General features: G+C 50.1%; 16 protein-coding genes and 1 riboswitch. Of the genes, 13 read left to right on the forward strand and 3 right to left on the reverse strand.

Annotated features, from left to right (window positions below; all coding sequences use genetic code 11):
- Window position 1 precedes the first annotated feature (1 nt).
- From Q4579_RS12125 to Q4579_RS12155, 7 genes are all read left to right on the forward strand, one after another.
- Window positions 2-730 (forward strand): SDR family NAD(P)-dependent oxidoreductase, encoded by a 729-nt coding sequence (locus Q4579_RS12125; protein WP_303564521.1) that lies wholly within the window; start codon window positions 2-4, stop codon window positions 728-730.
- Window positions 730-2016 carry an NAD(P)/FAD-dependent oxidoreductase gene (locus Q4579_RS12130; RefSeq protein ID WP_303564523.1) on the forward strand — a complete coding sequence of 429 codons (1287 nt, stop codon included), beginning with the start codon at window positions 730-732 and terminating at the stop codon, window positions 2014-2016. Before Q4579_RS12125 ends, Q4579_RS12130 begins: the two co-directional genes overlap by 1 nt.
- Window positions 2013-2825 (forward strand): DUF1365 domain-containing protein, encoded by an 813-nt coding sequence (locus Q4579_RS12135; RefSeq protein WP_303564526.1) that lies wholly within the window; start codon window positions 2013-2015, stop codon window positions 2823-2825. Before Q4579_RS12130 ends, Q4579_RS12135 begins: the two co-directional genes overlap by 4 nt.
- A gap of 9 nt (window positions 2826-2834) precedes the next feature.
- Window positions 2835-4070 (forward strand): cyclopropane-fatty-acyl-phospholipid synthase family protein, encoded by a 1236-nt coding sequence (locus Q4579_RS12140; protein WP_303564529.1) that lies wholly within the window; start codon window positions 2835-2837, stop codon window positions 4068-4070.
- Between the two features lie 20 nt (window positions 4071-4090).
- Window positions 4091-4606 carry a DUF2878 domain-containing protein gene (locus tag Q4579_RS12145; RefSeq protein ID WP_303564533.1) on the forward strand — a complete coding sequence of 172 codons (516 nt, stop codon included), beginning with the start codon at window positions 4091-4093 and terminating at the stop codon, window positions 4604-4606.
- A 13-nt stretch (window positions 4607-4619) separates the two neighbouring features.
- Window positions 4620-5135 (forward strand): chalcone isomerase family protein, encoded by a 516-nt coding sequence (locus tag Q4579_RS12150; RefSeq protein WP_303564535.1) that lies wholly within the window; start codon window positions 4620-4622, stop codon window positions 5133-5135.
- A 75-nt stretch (window positions 5136-5210) separates the two neighbouring features.
- Window positions 5211-5717 carry a DUF3833 domain-containing protein gene (locus Q4579_RS12155; protein WP_303564714.1) on the forward strand — a complete coding sequence of 169 codons (507 nt, stop codon included), beginning with the start codon at window positions 5211-5213 and terminating at the stop codon, window positions 5715-5717.
- Window positions 5718-5750: 33 nt separating this feature from the next.
- On the opposite strand, the gene Q4579_RS12160 is transcribed toward Q4579_RS12155, so the two are convergent.
- Window positions 5751-7409: an ATP-dependent endonuclease gene (locus Q4579_RS12160; RefSeq protein WP_303564539.1), complete on the reverse strand. Its 1659-nt coding sequence runs from the start codon at window positions 7407-7409 to the stop codon at window positions 5751-5753.
- A gap of 257 nt (window positions 7410-7666) precedes the next feature.
- Here Q4579_RS12160 and Q4579_RS12165 point away from each other — a divergent pair, with 257 nt between their 5' ends.
- Entirely contained in the window at window positions 7667-8059 is a 393-nt protein-coding gene (locus Q4579_RS12165) for a VOC family protein (RefSeq protein WP_303564542.1), read from the forward strand.
- A 185-nt stretch (window positions 8060-8244) separates the two neighbouring features.
- A complete protein-coding gene (locus Q4579_RS12170; RefSeq protein ID WP_303564545.1) occupies window positions 8245-10035 on the forward strand; it encodes a bifunctional UDP-sugar hydrolase/5'-nucleotidase in 1791 nt (596 codons plus the stop codon).
- Window positions 10036-10321: 286 nt separating this feature from the next.
- Here Q4579_RS12170 and ribB read toward each other — a convergent pair whose 3' ends face one another.
- Window positions 10322-11005, reverse strand: a complete 684-nt coding sequence (gene ribB, locus Q4579_RS12175; protein ID WP_303564548.1) for a 3,4-dihydroxy-2-butanone-4-phosphate synthase — start codon at window positions 11003-11005, stop codon at window positions 10322-10324.
- 150 nt (window positions 11006-11155) lie between these two features.
- A riboswitch (FMN riboswitch) is annotated at window positions 11156-11352 on the reverse strand.
- 100 nt (window positions 11353-11452) lie between these two features.
- Window positions 11453-12271, reverse strand: coding sequence for a hypothetical protein (locus Q4579_RS12180; RefSeq protein WP_368501986.1), 819 nt, complete (start codon window positions 12269-12271; stop codon window positions 11453-11455).
- Between the two features lie 396 nt (window positions 12272-12667).
- Here Q4579_RS12180 and Q4579_RS12185 point away from each other — a divergent pair, with 396 nt between their 5' ends.
- The 4 genes from Q4579_RS12185 to pntB all read left to right on the forward strand — a co-directional run bounded on the left by Q4579_RS12185 (window position 12668) and on the right by pntB (window position 16720).
- Window positions 12668-12871, forward strand: coding sequence for a hypothetical protein (locus tag Q4579_RS12185; protein ID WP_303564553.1), 204 nt, complete (start codon window positions 12668-12670; stop codon window positions 12869-12871).
- A 214-nt stretch (window positions 12872-13085) separates the two neighbouring features.
- On the forward strand, window positions 13086-13367 hold the full coding sequence (locus Q4579_RS12190) for an HlyU family transcriptional regulator (protein ID WP_303564555.1): 282 nt from the start codon (window positions 13086-13088) through the stop codon (window positions 13365-13367).
- 417 nt (window positions 13368-13784) lie between these two features.
- Window positions 13785-15326 (forward strand): Re/Si-specific NAD(P)(+) transhydrogenase subunit alpha, encoded by a 1542-nt coding sequence (gene pntA / locus Q4579_RS12195; RefSeq protein ID WP_303564557.1) that lies wholly within the window; start codon window positions 13785-13787, stop codon window positions 15324-15326.
- Window positions 15327-15340: 14 nt separating this feature from the next.
- The gene (pntB, locus tag Q4579_RS12200) at window positions 15341-16720 is read left to right on the forward strand and encodes a Re/Si-specific NAD(P)(+) transhydrogenase subunit beta (RefSeq protein WP_303564559.1); all 1380 of its coding nucleotides are present in this window, start codon (window positions 15341-15343) and stop codon (window positions 16718-16720) included.
- Window positions 16721-16861 lie beyond the last annotated feature (141 nt).

Here is a 16861-nt window from a genome sequence, read left to right on the forward strand (position 1 = left end):
GATGTCGACAGTATTAATTACCGGGGCCAGCTCAGGCATTGGCGCCCAGCTTGCAAAAGACTATGCCGCAGACGGTTGGCAGGTGATTGCCTGCGGGCGATCACCTGAAAAGCTGCATCAGCTGGCCATGGTCAGCGAAAGAATTACGCCATTGGCATTTGATGTGGCGGACCATCAGGCCACGCTGGATGCTTTGGGCGATCCTTCTATACGTCCCAGCCTGATCATCCTCAATGCGGGCACCTGTGAATACATTGAGCATGGCGAAGTCGATGTTGCCCTGTTCCGGCGGGTATTTGACGTCAATTTCTTTGGTGTCCTGAATTGTCTTGAGGCGCTGCAGCCCCGATTTACCGAAACCACGCATGTGGCCATTGTTGGTTCCACAGCCGCTTATGTGCCATTACCCAGAGCAGAAGCTTATGGCGCATCCAAGGCGGCAGTGAGGTATCTGATCCATACGCTCAAACTCGATCTGGCGCGTGACGGTGTCACTTTTACGCTGGTTTCTCCAGGGTTTGTGAAAACGCCGCTGACGGATAAAAACGATTTTGAAATGCCGATGCGTGTCTCGACCGATTACGCCTCAGACAAAATCCGGAAAGGCATTGCGAAAAGAAAATCTGAAGTTCACTTCCCATCGGTCTTCAGTGGGTTTCTTAAACTGGTGTCGCTGTTACCGGTGTCATTACAGCTGGCGATCATCAAACGAATGACAGGGAAATCATGATGAAAATAGCCATAATCGGAACGGGGATTGCGGGTCTGACCTGCGCCTGGAAGCTCCATGAAAGCCATGAGATCACCGTATTTGAAGCCAACAATTATATTGGTGGTCACACTGCGACCGTGGATGTTGCGGTGGCAAGCGGTCGTTATACCATTGATACCGGTTTTATTGTCTTCAATGATCGGACTTATCCGAATTTTGAGCAGTTGCTGAATGAAATCGGCATCGGGCGTCAGGCCACGGAAATGAGTTTCAGTGTGCAAAACGAGGCCATTGGTCTTGAATATAACGGTCATGATGCATGGTCGATGTTTGCCCAGTACCGTAATCTGCTCAATCCAAAATTCTATCGTTTCATCCGTGAAATCCTGCGTTTTAATCAGTTGGCCAGAGCGGTGAATCTTGATGACGTCGCAAACCAGACGCTGGGACAGTTTCTGTCTGCGCACAACTTCAATGAGTACTTCTGTCAGAACTATATTCTGCCGATGGGCGCAGCAATCTGGTCGTCCACACTCTCAGATATGCGCGCTTTTCCTTTGCCGTTTTTTGTCCGTTTCTTCCGCCATCATGGGTTACTGGAAATCACCAATCGTCCGCAATGGTATGTGATTCCGGGCGGCTCGCGCGAATATGTCCATAGTCTGGTTCGCGATTTTGACGATCGCATCCGTTTGAATGAGCCGGTATTACAGGTTCAGCGGTTCGGCCCGAAAGTGGAAGTGACCACACATCAGGGACCACAGCTTTTTGATCAGGTGATCTTTGCCTGCCACAGCGATCAGGCGCTGGCGATGCTGGCCAATCCAACCATAGCCGAGCAACAAATTCTGGGTGGCATGCCGTATCAGATGAACGAAGTCGTCCTGCATACCGATACTCGCATGCTGCCGAAATCGCGGCGTGCCTGGGCCGCCTGGAATTACCATCTGCCTGATGTGTCGAACCGGGAGCGGCGGCTGGCGAGCGTCACTTATAACATGAATCTCCTTCAGGGCATTCAGGCACCGGAAACCTTCTGCGTGACGCTCAATCGCACTGAAGATATTGATCCGGACAAGATCCTGCGTCGTTTTCAATATGCACACCCGGTATTTCATGACGAATCCATTGCTGCACAAACGCAGCGAGCCTTGATCAACGGCAAAGAGGGGTGCTGGTTCTGCGGTGCTTACTGGTACAACGGTTTTCATGAAGACGGCGTTCGCAGTGCGCTGGATGTCGTGGCTGGGATCGCTGCGCTTGATCAGGGACACCCGAGTTCGCATCTGGAGCTGGTGTCATGAGTGCGGCAGGGTTACAGAGCGGACTCTATGTCGGGCAGGTGCGGCATCGTCGCTATTCACCAGCGCAGCATGCTTTTACCTATCCGATGTTTATGCCGCTGATTGATCTGGATGAGCTGGATGCACTGGCGGAAATGGTTCGGGGGTTTGGCTGTCGCTGGTATCACCCGGCCCGCTGGCGGCGGCAGGATTATCTTCGCAATGAAGGGGATGGCCCGCTGAAAACCAGGGTGCAGGAGAAAATCATGGCGTTAACCGGAGAGCGGCTGACCGGTAAAGTGATGCAGCTTTGTCAGTTGAGGTACTTCGGCGTCTATTTCAGCCCAATCAATTTGTATTACTGCTTTAACGAACAGGGAGAATGGCGCTGGTTACTGGCCGAGGTCAGTAACACCCCGTGGAACCAGCGTCATTATTACGCTGTGCCTGCTGTCTCGGATTGGCATGAAAAGCAATGGATACAGGGCAAAGCTTTTCATGTGTCGCCCTTCAATCCGATGGCTCAGCATTATTTATGGCGATTGAGACCGCCTGAAAAGCAAGTGTTTGTGCACCTGGACATTGCGGGAAAAGCAGCGCAGGACACCGTCATGGACGCGACCATGGCGCTGCGCAGACGGACGTTTAGCACGAGCGTGCTCTGGCAGTTGTTACGTCAGACGCCAGTTCAGACTGTGAAAGTGCTCTGGGGCATTTATGTCCAGGCTTGGAAGCTCTGGCGCAAGAAAGTCCCTTTTTACGGACATCCGGGTTCAGGCCATTTGCCTGTGCACAAGGATAGAGAACAAACCAATCAACCAGAACGCTAAGGTGAGACAATGTCGAATACAGAAATCAAAAGCAGGTATCACACCGGGGAGAAAGAAGGCTCTATGGCCCGAAATCTGGTGTTTCAGCTGCTGAAACAACTTCGTCATGCCGGCCTGACTCTGGTTGACAGTCAGGGAGAAACCCATAGGTTTGGGGATGCGGCATCGGATTGTCAGGCACATGTCCTGATCAAAAACCCGGCTGTGTATCAGCGCCTGCTTCAGGGCGGCAGTATCGCAGCAGGCGAGTCTTATATCGACGGCTGGTGGGATTCACCTGATCTGACCGTTGTGGTCCAGGTTCTGGCTCGAAATCTCCCCATGCTGGATCGGCTGGAAGCCAACACCAGCTGGCTGACGAAACTGCGGGATGGCTGGCTTCACTTGTCGCGTAAGAATGACAAAGCCGGGTCGAAGAAGAATATTCTCGCGCATTACGATCTGGGCAATGCGTTTTACCGCACCTTTCTCGATCCGCATATGCTGTATTCCTGCGCGATCTACGACACGGACGAAACGTCTCTGGAGCAAGCCCAGTGGCTCAAAATGGACAGACTGTGCCGTCAGTTGGATCTCCAGCCAGATGATCACTTGCTGGAAATCGGCACGGGTTGGGGCGCTATGGCCATTCATGCCGCCAGACATTATGGCTGCCGGGTGACGACAACTACGATTTCAGACGCGCAGTACGAGTACGCGAAAGCGCGGGTGCATGAAGCCGGACTGGCAGACCGGATCACCTTGCTGCGACAGGATTACCGGGATCTGGAAGGTCAATACGACAAGCTGGTGTCTGTCGAGATGATTGAAGCCGTTGGTAAGGCCTTTCTGCCGACCTATATTCGTCAGTGTCAGTCTTTACTCAAAGCCGGTGGCTTACTGGCCATTCAGGCCATCACCATTGCGGATCAACGTTTTGAACAATACAGCAAAGGGGTTGATTTCATTCAGAAACATATTTTTCCGGGTGGCTTCCTGCCTTCGGTTACGCATCTGGCACAAAGTCTGACCAAACACAGCGACTTTGTACTGCGCGATCTCAAAGATATCGGCCTGGATTATGCCCGAACACTGTCTGACTGGCACCGGGCCTTTAACGCCAGTACTGAGACACTGCAAAAGCAGGGATTCGATGCGCAATTCATTCGGATGTGGCGGTATTACCTGTGTTACTGCGAAGGCGGGTTTAAAGAAAAAACCATCAGCACAGTTCAAGTGCTCGCCAGCAGACCACAATGGCCCTGATCTTCATGGAGCGACATGAGATGGACGTTTTGAAACCTCAATTTTTCACACCGCCGCTGTCAACGAAAGCGCTGGTCGCGGCAGGACTGATATTCAACCTGTTCTGGCTGTTGGCTGTGCTGGGACAAAACGACGGAGTGTGGCTGTTGATGATGGCGCTGCTGGTTTGCTGGTGGCGGTATCCGTCTTGCCTGAAGTTCGTGATTCCGGTTGCGATTGCCGGAAGCCTGATGGACTCAGCACTAATGTGGACGGGCATTTACCGGTTTGAAGCCGGTAGTCTGCCGATCTGGCTTGTTGTGCTCTGGTTCGGGTTTGGCAGCTTTCTCTGGTTTTTACGGATGAATCTGCGCCGCATGTCACCGCTTGTGCTGTGTATTGCCGGGAGCCTGGGTGGCGCGAGCAGTTATCTGGCCGGATTACAACTGGGTGTCGTGCTGTGGCCGTTGGGGAAATGGCTGACTTTTTTAATTGTCAGTACCTGCTGGTTACTGTTTTCCGGCATGGTACTGATGTGGATTCGTCGTCTTCCATAAGGGAGGAATCATGATGCGTCAGTTCAAATCTATTGTAGTTGGTGGGCTGCTGGCGATTGTTTCTCAAGTCAGCGCTTCAGGAACCTGGCAGGCATGGCCAACGGTCGGGGAAGCGACTCTGAAATGGGGGCCCTGGGTGATTTATGACTCGCAACTGCGTTCGCCGTCGGGGCGATATGACGCGCAGGTGTCTGAAGCGCAAACATCACTGGCCCTGGTGATTCGGTATCGCCGTGACATCGATAAAGACGATTTACTGGAAGCCACGGATGAACAATGGCAGAAATTGGGGTTTTCATCCGGAAAAAGGCAGCGTTGGCTTCGTCAATTGGCAGGAATCTGGCCAGATGTCCGGAAAGGGGATCGGCTGATTTTTGTCACGCATGCTGAGGGCGGCACCTTCTATCGTGACAACCGCGTGATTGGTGAAGTTGCTGATGAAGAAATGGCAAAAGCATTCATTTCAATCTGGCTCTCACCCAGAACCGAATACCCTGACCTGAGAAGGCGTTTGATCGGGGATGTTTAATCTTTCCCTCCGGAGGAGATAACGACGATGATATTCATTTCAGCATCTCAGACTGTTCGTGATCTGAAGCGATTGATGTTGCTTTGTGTTGCTTTGCTGGTGACCGGTTGCTCGACGTCTGTTGACGACCACAAGTATCATCGGCCGGCACTGAATCTGTTCAGCTATTTTGACGGAGAAGTGAAAGCCTGGGGCATGTTGCAGGACAGAAGTGGCAAACAAACCCGGCGCTTTTCGGTTGATATTCTCGGTACCGTCAAAGGGAATACGCTGACGCTGGATGAGGACTTTGTGTTTGATGATGGCGAAAAGCAACAACGGATCTGGACGATCACACGTCATTCAGACGGGCATTATTCGGGGACGGCAGGCGATGTTGTCGGGGAAGCGACCGGGAAAACCGCAGGGAATGCATTGAACTGGCAATATACCCTGCGTGTTCCGGTGGGTGATACAACTTATGAGATTGCTTTTGATGACTGGATGTTCCTGCAGGATGACGTCCGGATGTTCAATGTCGCAACCATGAGCAAATGGGGATTTCATGTCGGAACCGTCACCCTGTTTTTCGAAAAACAGTAATCTCGCCTGACTGGCATGATAACCAATCGTCTGTCAGGCTGTTGCAGCACGCGCTAAAGCGATCATGCGCTTTAACAGCCAGCGCAGAAGCGTTGGGATATGGTCGACTTCACTGCTGTCCGTAAATTCGACCATCGCCAGCGCGACATCGGGCTTGGCATGATGCTTTAACGCCTTCTGTATAATTTTCTTCGGCGGCGCAGGGTTATCGGACGACACTTTCGCAAGCTTGCGGAAGAGTGGCTCATACCCATGGTTAAACAGAAAATGTTCGATATCCAGATCCGGCAGGACAGTTAAGCGGTGTTTATCAGATTCACTGCCCAGCATATGCCGGACGGTCTCGGCATACTTTTTACCCGCAGCGTCACCATCGGTCACCACATGCCACTCAATCCCCATCAGTTTTGCAATCTTGATGATGGGTTTGAGCCCGCTTTGTGCAAATTCGATAATCTGGACTCCTTCGGCGGCAAAATTGTAGCCGCAGCGATAGGCAAACTCATTGAGCAGCCAGACTTCTGTTTCCCCTTCAACCAGCAGCCATGCCCGGGCATAGAGCGCGCCTGGCCGGTGCAGCCGGACATGAAAGCCTACCCGCCGCAGTTCATCCCGGCTCAGGCTGTGCTGATCCAAACTGTATACGCGCGTCCGGTCTGGTTCACGATTCAGTTTCTTAATGCTTTTGAGGGGCACCACGGAAGCCAACTCCGGACTGTTGGTGGTCAGAATTTTCTGCATCGGCATATTGGCGACGAATGCCCAGGCCTGATGCAGAATAATTGGATGAAGGCGGCCTTCCGGATCTTCCAGCGTCATAATCGGCCGGGAAATCCGTTTCAGCTCCACGGGCCCGCGGGCACGGATGTAAGCGTTGATCAGCCCCATCAGCACCAGTTTGTTTTGCTTGGTCATCTCCGGGCGAGCCAGCATTTCTAAGGGGTTGGGTGAATACTGGGTATGCACCGGCGCATGGCGGTATTCATGCTGTGCAGCTTTGTGATGCGGCGTAAACGCGAAGTAATGATCGACTAGTGTATGCAAAGCCCGGATACTGCTTTTGATTTCTTCACTGCTCACGTGACCCGGACGGGTCATCAGTCGCCGGCAAGTGTTATCCAGCCGTCTTTGGATACGGGCGTTGAGATCACTGCGTAAAGCCGGATCAGCATCTTCAAACTTATCTTCTCCGTCGATCCGAAGCTGCCGTGCATCGCGGATACGCACAATGGGGTGGAGCACCATGAGTTGCTTGACCAGTTTAGTTGTCTCTTTACAGTCGATGATGTTGCCACTGGTATCCAGAAAATTACGCTCTGTTGTGACTTTGTCTTCGTCTCGGAGACTGCTGATCTGGTAATAGAGCTCTTTATCTTCTTTTCCGCGATTGACCCACACCGGCTGAAATGCTCTGTATCGCCGGGCCTTGTGTTCCCCGGGATAATCCTCGACCCATTTCAGAATGATTTGTAACTGGGAAACCTGTGTGTGGCCTAAAGAGTAATCCACATGAAAATCTGAAAAATGAAAGTTATGGAACTTAGCATCTGGCGAGAGCGCGATACTGAGCGCATCTAACAGCGAAGATTTACCCCAGGTGTTTTCACCAATCAATACCGTCAGCTGGTTGAAGGACAGTGACAAACGTTTGATCCCTCTGAATCCTGAAATTTCGATTCTGCTTAAATGCATAGTTCATCAGCCTTTTTATTCTTCTCTTCTTAAGCCTATAGCATCTGGTGTCGGTGTGTTCATGGAAATGCTCACAAATTTTACTGAAGCTGTTGATTTTTCATGGTAACAGCTGTTTTCAGCCCTGCGTTGGTCTCTCTGTGATCAGGCTGGGATATTGCTTGTCGTGAGCGATCGGGATTGTTATAGTCGCGCCTGATATGAAATCCTGAGCAAGGCTTGAAAATGAAGAACAATGAAACGACTGGAGTTGGCTGATGGCAAAAATTATTCATACCATGGTGCGTGTGCACGATCTGGAAAAGTCACTGAACTTTTATAAACAGGCACTGGATTTAGACATTTCAAAGCGTTTGGATTTCGAAGACTTCAGCCTGGTGTACCTGCGAAATGATGAAAACGATATGGAAATCGAGCTGACCTGGAATCAAGGTGCTGAACCTTATACGCATGGTAGCGGTTATGGTCATATCGCGGTGGCCGTCGATCACCTCGACGAAGAACATGCGCGTTTTCAGTCACTGGGTTATGCGCCGCTGGACATCAAAGAATTTTCACGGGACGGTCAGTTGATTGCACGGTTCTTTTTTGTACTGGATCCGGATGGCTATAAAATTGAGGTGCTTCAGCGTCACGGTCATTATCAGTAATCTGACCTGACTTCTGAAAGGCAGCAGATTCGCTGCCTTTTTTGCATTTGTACCAACAAAAATGATGATCTTTTTGTGACAGATGAGATATTCATCCCTTGTTCACCCGCTTTGCTGTATCATGCCAGCAGTTATGTGATAACTATCATATCTGATTGAAATTTCACGGAGTACATCAGGCCTTTATGACCCAAAACAAAAAAGCACAAATTACCATCGCTCATATCAACGATACACACTCGCATTTCGAACCCTCAGCTATCCAACTGACCCTGCCAGAGCATGCACTCACAGGGACACAGCATTTCTCTTCAGAGGGTCCGCATGGGAACACAACTGTGTACGCGAGTTGCGGTGGTTTTGCGCGGGCATCTACGGCAATGAAAGAGGCCAGAAAGCAAGCTTATCTGAAAGGCCGAGAATTCTTGTTCGTGCATGCCGGTGACTGTTTTCAGGGCACCTTGTACTTTTCGTTGTTCAAAGGCGAAGCCAATGCACGACTGCTCAGTGCTGTGGGGGTCGAAATGATGGCTCTGGGCAACCATGAGCTGGATATGGGCAACACCCCGGTGGCTGACTTTCTTGATCAGGTAAATTTCCCGATGCTGGCAGGCAACTGGGATCTGAGCCAGGAAGATCAAAGTAAGCGAAACCCGCTGCGTTCGAAACCCAATCTGTATGCGTATGATCCTGAAACGGAATGTGCCCGCTATCTGGTGAAAGATGTTCAGGGTGAACCCGTCGCAATATTTGGCTTGACCATTGAAAATATGGATAAAATTGCCAACCCAGATCCGGATACATCCTTCAGAAATGTTGTGACGGTTGCTGAAAATACCATTGCGGCACTCCATGGGAAAGGGATCAATAAAATCATCTTGCTGAGTCATTTAGGCTATGAGCGTGATTTAGAGTTGGCAGAACAGGTCTCGGGTCTGGGGGTGATCATCGGTGGCCATACGCATACCATGCAGGGTGATTTCACCAATGTGGGTTACGGCAAGAAAGATGTCTATGCAATTCAGATCAATGGGACTTGTGTGGTGCAGGCAGGCTGTAATGCCCTGTCGATGGGCCAGATTCATCTCGATTTTGCTGAAGATGGCTCACTGGAACAAGTGAGTGGCGGAAACCAGCTGTTACTCGGGCGTCAGTTTACGCTGGATGCAACGCGCAATGAGCATCTGGATCCGGATTGTCATGAAGCGGTGAAGCGGTATCTGAAAAATCAATCCAACATCAATCTGTGCGCCAAAGACCCTGTCATTGAGCACATCCTGAATCTGGATTACCGCCCGGCTGTTCGTGAACGCCAGACCAACCATGTTGCAGATATCACAGAAACGCTACGGCATGTCCGTGTCCCCGATAGCCGCGGAGGCAGCGCCATTGCACCGCTCGTCGTGGAAAGCTTTGTGTGGCAGGGAAGACGCATGGGCTATGATGTCGATTTTGGGATTCACAATGCCGGGGGCGTCAGAACCTCGTTGAATCCGGGGCCGATCTCCACTGCCGATATTGCCGGACGGCTTTTACCGTTTGCGATTGGCTTGATGCTCTACAAAGTCCGGGGCATCAGAATCCGTGAAGCGCTGGAAGGGGCGATCGACAATGCCGTGGACAATGGTGTTGAAGGGACAGGAACCGGCAGTTTCCCTTATACAGCGGATCTTCGTTTTACTTACCGGTGTTGTGCACCAAGCGGACAGCGCATCGAAGCCATCGAGTTTCGGAAACAGGGTGTCTGGCAATCGCTGGTGGATGATGTTGTGTACACCTCGGTTTCATCCGGCTATACGGCGACAGGGAAAGAGGGCTATCAGGCGCTGCTAGACTATGAAATGGCACCTGTGTCGCTGGACTGCACCATGGCAGAAGCCTTTGAAGGGTATGCTGCTGAGCAGAAGATATTATCTGCGCCCAGAATGGATCTCATCACCTACATCCCATGTGAGTGTGAACAAGGCGCTGCGTAAAAAAAAACTGATGCTTTATCGGTTAGAAAGTGATTGAAAACCGGCAGGGACCTCTGCTGGTTTTTTTATGTGCTCTGAAAGAATGAAGATCACAACTTAATGCCAATCATGCATTGGTCGATTCATTACTGATGAGGGAATTCATCAGGGGGTAATATGAATCGGGATTGGCTTGATGCGGTTTTGATCGGGGTTTGGGTCGCAGCCTGGAGTGCACTCGTTTACTGGATACCGGTGACCGGGATCTGAAAAAGAGGCACTTGATTGTGCCTCTTGAACTCGTTAGTTACGCGGTCACTAAATGATTGGCGTCTTTGTTGGTCTGTTCAGCCATCAGCGCCAGTCTGTATGCAGCCAGATCTTCAATGGTCAGCACAGGCATCTGGTGTTTTTCACCAAATGCAATCACTTCAGGTAAGCGTGACATGGTGCCGTCCGGGTTGGTCAGCTCACATAAAACACCATAAGGCTGACGACCCGCCAGTCGCATCAGATCGATGGTTGCTTCCGTATGGCCGCGACGGCCTAATACACCTTCAGCATTTGCTTTCAGCGGGAAGACATGACCCGGACGGTTGAGATCGTCAGGTTTTGCACCATCAGCAATCGCTGTCTGAATGGTTGTGACGCGGTCGGCAGCAGAGACGCCTGTGGTCACGCCCCGAGCAGCTTCAATAGTGACTGTAAAACCGGTTTGATTGGCGCTGGTGTTGTTGTCCACCATCATTGGCAATTCAAGCTGAGCGACGCGTTCTTCGGTCAGGCACAGACAGACAATCCCCGAGCATTCACGGATCATCAGTGCCATCTGTTCGGCAGTCAGCGTTTCGGCGGCATATATAATATCACCTTCATTTTCGCGGTCCTCATCGTCAACAACAAGGACACCGCGACCTTCCTGAATCGCAAGGATGCCAGCTTTGACACGCTCAAATGCGGTGCCGTAAGGGGAAAGCAGAGACTGATTCATGGTATGAACTCCAATATGATTTTGTTACCAGAATCAGGGCGCAATAAGACAGCGTTTCAGACCCTTGAAGGCTGAAATTCGTTTTACATCAATGAGCGTACAGGCAAGCCTGTGGCTCGCTGAACGATTGTAAACGCGAGAGATAACTCCGCTGATCCTCTTCCATCCGGACTATAACCGTCGGCTCTGGACTCACGCCAAGGATGGCATTACACCAGATCTGCTGACCTTCATCTGTACCTGAGTACAACCGCGATGAAGCGCTCGCGGGCTTCTGAACATCACCGCCTGTGCAGGTCAGTTCAGTTACCGCCGGTGGGGAATTTCACCCCGCCCTGAGAATACTTGCTGATAATAATGAAATTTTGGCTATAGAAGCAAGCGATCTGTCATAGACTGCGACATTGCGTCTGTTCATGCTGAAAATACAGACAAGTTCTTTCTTGATTAGCCTGTTGTAGGTGATAGCGGATTTGAATCGGATTGAAGCTTGCGGTCGAGCCATTGCACGACAATCGGCATCGCGTAAATGGGGAGTTGCAGCGCACCAATCAGGACCAGGTAATCCGGCCCCAGTGCAGTTCCGGCAATCGTGTACGTCAGCAGTACATTTCTGTTCGTTGAGGTGATGCCCGCCAAAAGGCCATCGCTGACACTGTGCCGCATATAGAGCACCATGCCGGTCAGAAAAAACAACAGACTCACGCCGACACCATACCCGAAATAGATCAGCCCTTGCTGCCAGGACTGATCGACCAGTGCCCGGAATTCTGAAACCAGCCCCAGTGGAAATGCCGGAACCAGCAAGATTGTCAGTTGCGCTATTTTACTGTGTGTCCGCTGCAGTCGTTGGGCCGGAATATAGCGATGACAAAGTGCAGCGAAGATCATGGGACCGAAAATATAAATGATCAGGCGTACGAGGTAACCAGACAGATCAAGCTGGACCTGCTGAGACTGGAAGAGGTACAGATTGATATAAAGGACAACTGGCATCAGTAAGGTGGTCGCGATGGTCATCGCCATGGCTTTCATGACATCAAGACCGACGGAGCGTGCAATGGCAGGGGTGGCAAACAAAGAACCTGTCGCTGCGACAGCTGCAAAAGCCAGCCTTAAAGACTCTGAAGCACCGAGCAGGATGGCTATGCCTGTCGTGATTGCAGTGAGTAACCCGGCATGATACAGGGCATATACCCAAGTCTTTCCCTGGAATAAAAGTCTGATTAATTCATTTTGTCTGATACCAATTAATGTAAATAGCATCAGAAAGAAAAGAATGTAAGGTAAATAAGGGAAAACAACAGATGAAACCTCAGGAAAAGTAAAACCTGTCAGGGCAGCAAGTATTAATAAAATTGATGAGTGTCTCGCAAGCAGCGCAAGCATATTCAATCCTTTTCTCTTGTTAAAATCTTGTGATGTTTCGTGTTTTGTTGGGGGGTAATCGTTAATTACGCATCAATTGATACCATTTTACGGGATGTTATGCACTGACGATGTATTTTTTATTTTGGTTAGTTTGCTCAGGTGAAACGTTTGCTTAACAGATTAGATTTTTTTATCTATAAAAAGAAAAAATGTCATTTTTAGTTCAAAAATCAACCGTTTACTATTTGCCCTGTAGAACAACGAATCACTTAATTTCTCGAAGAGGCAATCATGGCACAGGCAATTGATTTCGACACCATCGCAACACAGGACGCAATGGAAAAGAAAGCCTACACGCTGAATATCAAAGGATTGATTGCACACGCGTTCGATGTACTTTTTACACGTCAGGAATCTGTTCATGGGTCGGGGAAAACCTATCAGGTTTCTCATCTTCCGGTACACCTGCAAAAAGATATCGGCTTGATTCGCTAATCAAGCATGCTGATAAAGTATCATTTGAAACGCCGACCTTGGGTCGGCGTTTTTTTCGTTATTTTTTCTTATCCAAATTCTTTTCAGGGATGGCATGTATCCCACTGAGTTATAACATTTTCATCATTATTATCAGATTTTCATCTGGTTGGGTTTATTTTACAGAAGCATATGGCATGATAGTGTTTTGCTTACATGAATCGAGGGCTGCTAAGTGGGTTTTTGGTCGAAGCTTTTTGGTAAAGAAGCGAGTCAGGCGAGTACTGCCGTTGTCGAACCGGAGGAATATCAGGGTTATCTGATATACCCTGAGCCAATTTCTGAGGGCGGCCAATATCGAATTGCGGGCAGAATCTGTAAAAATATCGATGGTGAATTAAAAACGCATACTTTTATCCGGTCTGACTTACTTGCAAGTCAGGCGGATGCCAAAACTTTTATGATCAATAAAGCCAAAATGTTCATTGATCAAACCGGTGAGGCAATGTTTCGGTAAACACGCTGTGTCGTTGTTGAAAGGCGTATCTCAACGAACACAAGTCAGGATTTATCCGGCACTTTTTTCAGAACAGCCGGGCCTTTGGGTTCACACTAAACCCGTGGGAGAGTGTTCTGAATCTGGTTGGGAGAAAACGGTAGATAGTGGTGATGCTGATCAATGCAGCGTTCTGACTTTTATCAGACGCTCAGATGAGCTCAGAACTGAAGTTCTGCCCATCGATGTAACTGGCTTTGCCGATGATGTCTGGTAAGTGAATTACGTCTGGTCATTGATATGTTCGGCTTTCTGTAAGCCCTCATATCCGTTTTTTAATCTCAAGTGAAGAGTGTTGTATTTGTTCCTTTTTCCGTTGCCTTAAAGTCAGGGAAGGAACTAAATGTGTACATTTTTGCTACTGTTCAGGGAATAACGATGCAGATAGGTGTGCCTAAAGAGATACTTGCGAATGAAACGCGAGTGGCTGCGACGCCAAAAACGGTCGAGCAGTTATTAAAAATGGGGTTCAGCGTCGCGGTTGAACATGATGCTGGTATCCATGCAAGTTTTGATGATGCAGCTTATGAAGCGGCCGGTGCCAGCGTTGCAGCCAAAGATGAAGTTTGGCAATCGGATCTGATTTTTAAGGTCAACGCCCCGATCGATGAAGAAATTGGCCGCATCAAGGAAGGTGCAAGTCTGGTCAGTTTTATCTGGCCCGCTCAAAATCCTGAATTGATGGAAAAGCTTTCCGCTAGAAATATCAGTGTGATGGCGATGGATTCCGTGCCGCGTATTTCGCGTGCTCAGGCACTCGACGCACTGAGTTCCATGGCGAATATTGCCGGTTATCGTGCGGTTGTGGAGGCGGCACACGAATTCGGCCGTTTCTTTACCGGACAAATTACCGCTGCCGGTAAAGTCCCGCCAGCAAAAGTCCTGATTGCCGGTGCTGGTGTTGCAGGCTTAGCTGCAATTGGTGCTGCGGGCAGCCTCGGCGCGATCGTCCGCGCGTTTGATGTCCGGCCTGAAGTGAAAGAGCAGGTTGAGTCCATGGGGGCTGAGTTCCTTGAAGTTGCTTTCAAAGAGGACACCAGCACCGGTGACGGCTATGCCAAAGAAATGTCGGATGATTTCAACCGGGCAGCAGAGCGTTTATACGCAGAACAGGCGGAAGACGTTGATATCATCATCACCACAGCTTTGATTCCGGGTCGCCCGGCACCACGCCTGATCACCCAGGAAATGGTGGATTCGATGAAGCCGGGCAGTGTGATTGTCGACCTTGCTGCGGCCAACGGTGGGAACTGTGCTTACACTGAAGCGGATAAAATCGTCACAACTCCGAATGGGGTGAAAGTGATTGGTTATACCGACATGGTGAGTCGTTTACCGAATCAGTCGTCTCAGTTGTATGCGACAAACCTCGTTAACCTGATGAAATTGCTCTGCAAAGAGAAAGACGGCACCATCGATATCAACTTCGAAGATGAAGTTCTTCGTGGTCTGACGGTCGTGAAAGACGGTGAAGTCACCTGGCCGGCACCACCAATTCAAGTGTCTGCTGCCGCGAAGCAGCCGGAAGTTGCAAAAGCGAAGCCGCTCGCGAAACCAGAAAAACCACCCATGGCACCTGCGAAGAAATATGGTCTGATGGCTGTGGGTGTGCTGCTGTTTGGCTGGGTTGCAGACGCCGCACCGGCTGAATTTCTGGCTCACTTTACGGTGTTTGTTCTGGCATGTGTCGTGGGTTATTACGTGGTCTGGAATGTTACCCATGCGCTGCACACCCCGCTGATGTCCGTGACGAATGCAATTTCCGGCATCATCATCGTGGGGGCATTGTTGCAAATTGGCCAGGGAGTTGGCTTTGTTTCCTTCCTTGCTTTTATTGCTGTCTTAATTGCGAGTATCAATATTTTTGGTGGCTTTACGGTGACCAAACGTATGCTCGAAATGTTCCGTAAAGATAAGTAAGGGAGTCGTTTTCAATGTCTGCAGGAATTGTACAAGCGGCTTATATCGTCGCGGCCGTTCTATTTATTCTGTCCCTTGCGGGTTTGTCGAAACAGGAATCCGCAAAGTCGGGGAATTACTTTGGGATGGTCGGGATGGCCATCGCACTGATTGCCACGATCTTTGGTCCTGAATCTGCCGGAACAGGTTGGATTATTCTGGCCATGATCATTGGTGGTGCCATCGGGGTTCACTATGCCAAGAAAGTTGAAATGACCCAAATGCCTGAATTAGTGGCGATTCTGCACAGCTTTGTGGGGATGGCGGCTGTTCTCGTTGGCTTCAATACTTTTCTGGATCATGGTGAGCCACTGGTCGGGGCGATGCAAACCATTCATCTGGTTGAAATCTTCCTGGGTGTGTTCATTGGTGCGGTTACCTTTACCGGCTCTGTTGTCGCTTTCGGGAAACTCCGTGGCACAATGTCATCCAAGCCGTTAATGCTGCCACATCGTCACAAGCTGAATCTGGCTGCTGTTGTTGTTTCGCTGCTGCTTCTGGTGATTTTTGTGGATCCGGATCCCTCGGTTTTCCCGCTGATTCTGGTCGCACTGATCGCTTTTGCGTTCGGATATCATCTGGTTGCATCCATTGGTGGTGCGGACATGCCGGTTGTTGTATCCATGCTGAACTCATACTCAGGCTGGGCTGCTGCTGCTGCGGGATTTATGCTGGCAAACGATCTGCTGATTGTTACGGGGGCTCTGGTGGGGTCATCCGGTGCGATTCTGTCTTACATTATGTGTAAGGCAATGAACCGCTCGTTTATCAGCGTGATTGCCGGTGGTTTCGGTTCGGATGGTACAGTCTCAACGGGTGATGAAGAAGTGGGTGAATATCATGAAGCGTCTGCTGAAGAAGTGGCGGAAATGCTGAAAGATGCCCGCTCTGTAATTATTACCCCGGGATACGGCATGGCTGTGGCACAAGCGCAATATCCGGTGCATGAAATGACAGAGAAACTACGCGCGAAAGGTGTTGATGTCCGATTCGGCATTCACCCGGTTGCGGGACGTCTGCCCGGCCATATGAACGTATTGCTTGCTGAAGCGAGAGTCCCTTATGACATCGTTCTGGAAATGGACGAAATCAATGATGATTTCCCTGAAACAGATGTTGTGTTGGTGATTGGTGCAAACGATACGGTGAACCCGGCGGCGACTGAAGATCCAACCAGCCCGATTGCGGGCATGCCGGTCCTTGAAGTTTGGCATGCAAAGCACGTGATTGTGTTCAAGCGCTCCATGAATACTGGTTATGCCGGGGTTCAGAACCCGCTGTTCTTTAAGGATAATACCCAGATGTTATTTGGTGATGCGAAGGAAAGTGTCGAGAATATCGCACGATTCCTGTGATTTCCTCAATGATGCTGTGATCAAGCGCCGCTCGAATGAGCGGCGTTTCTTTATAGTTCGCCCGGAAATGGTGAGGATTCGTGCAGCCCGGCAGGAAAACGGCAACAGGAAATGACGTTCAGGGGTTCTGATCTTATAGTT

Origin of the sequence: Photobacterium sp. 1_MG-2023, from assembly GCF_030547945.1 — a bacterium.
Lineage (GTDB): Bacteria > Pseudomonadota > Gammaproteobacteria > Enterobacterales > Vibrionaceae > Photobacterium.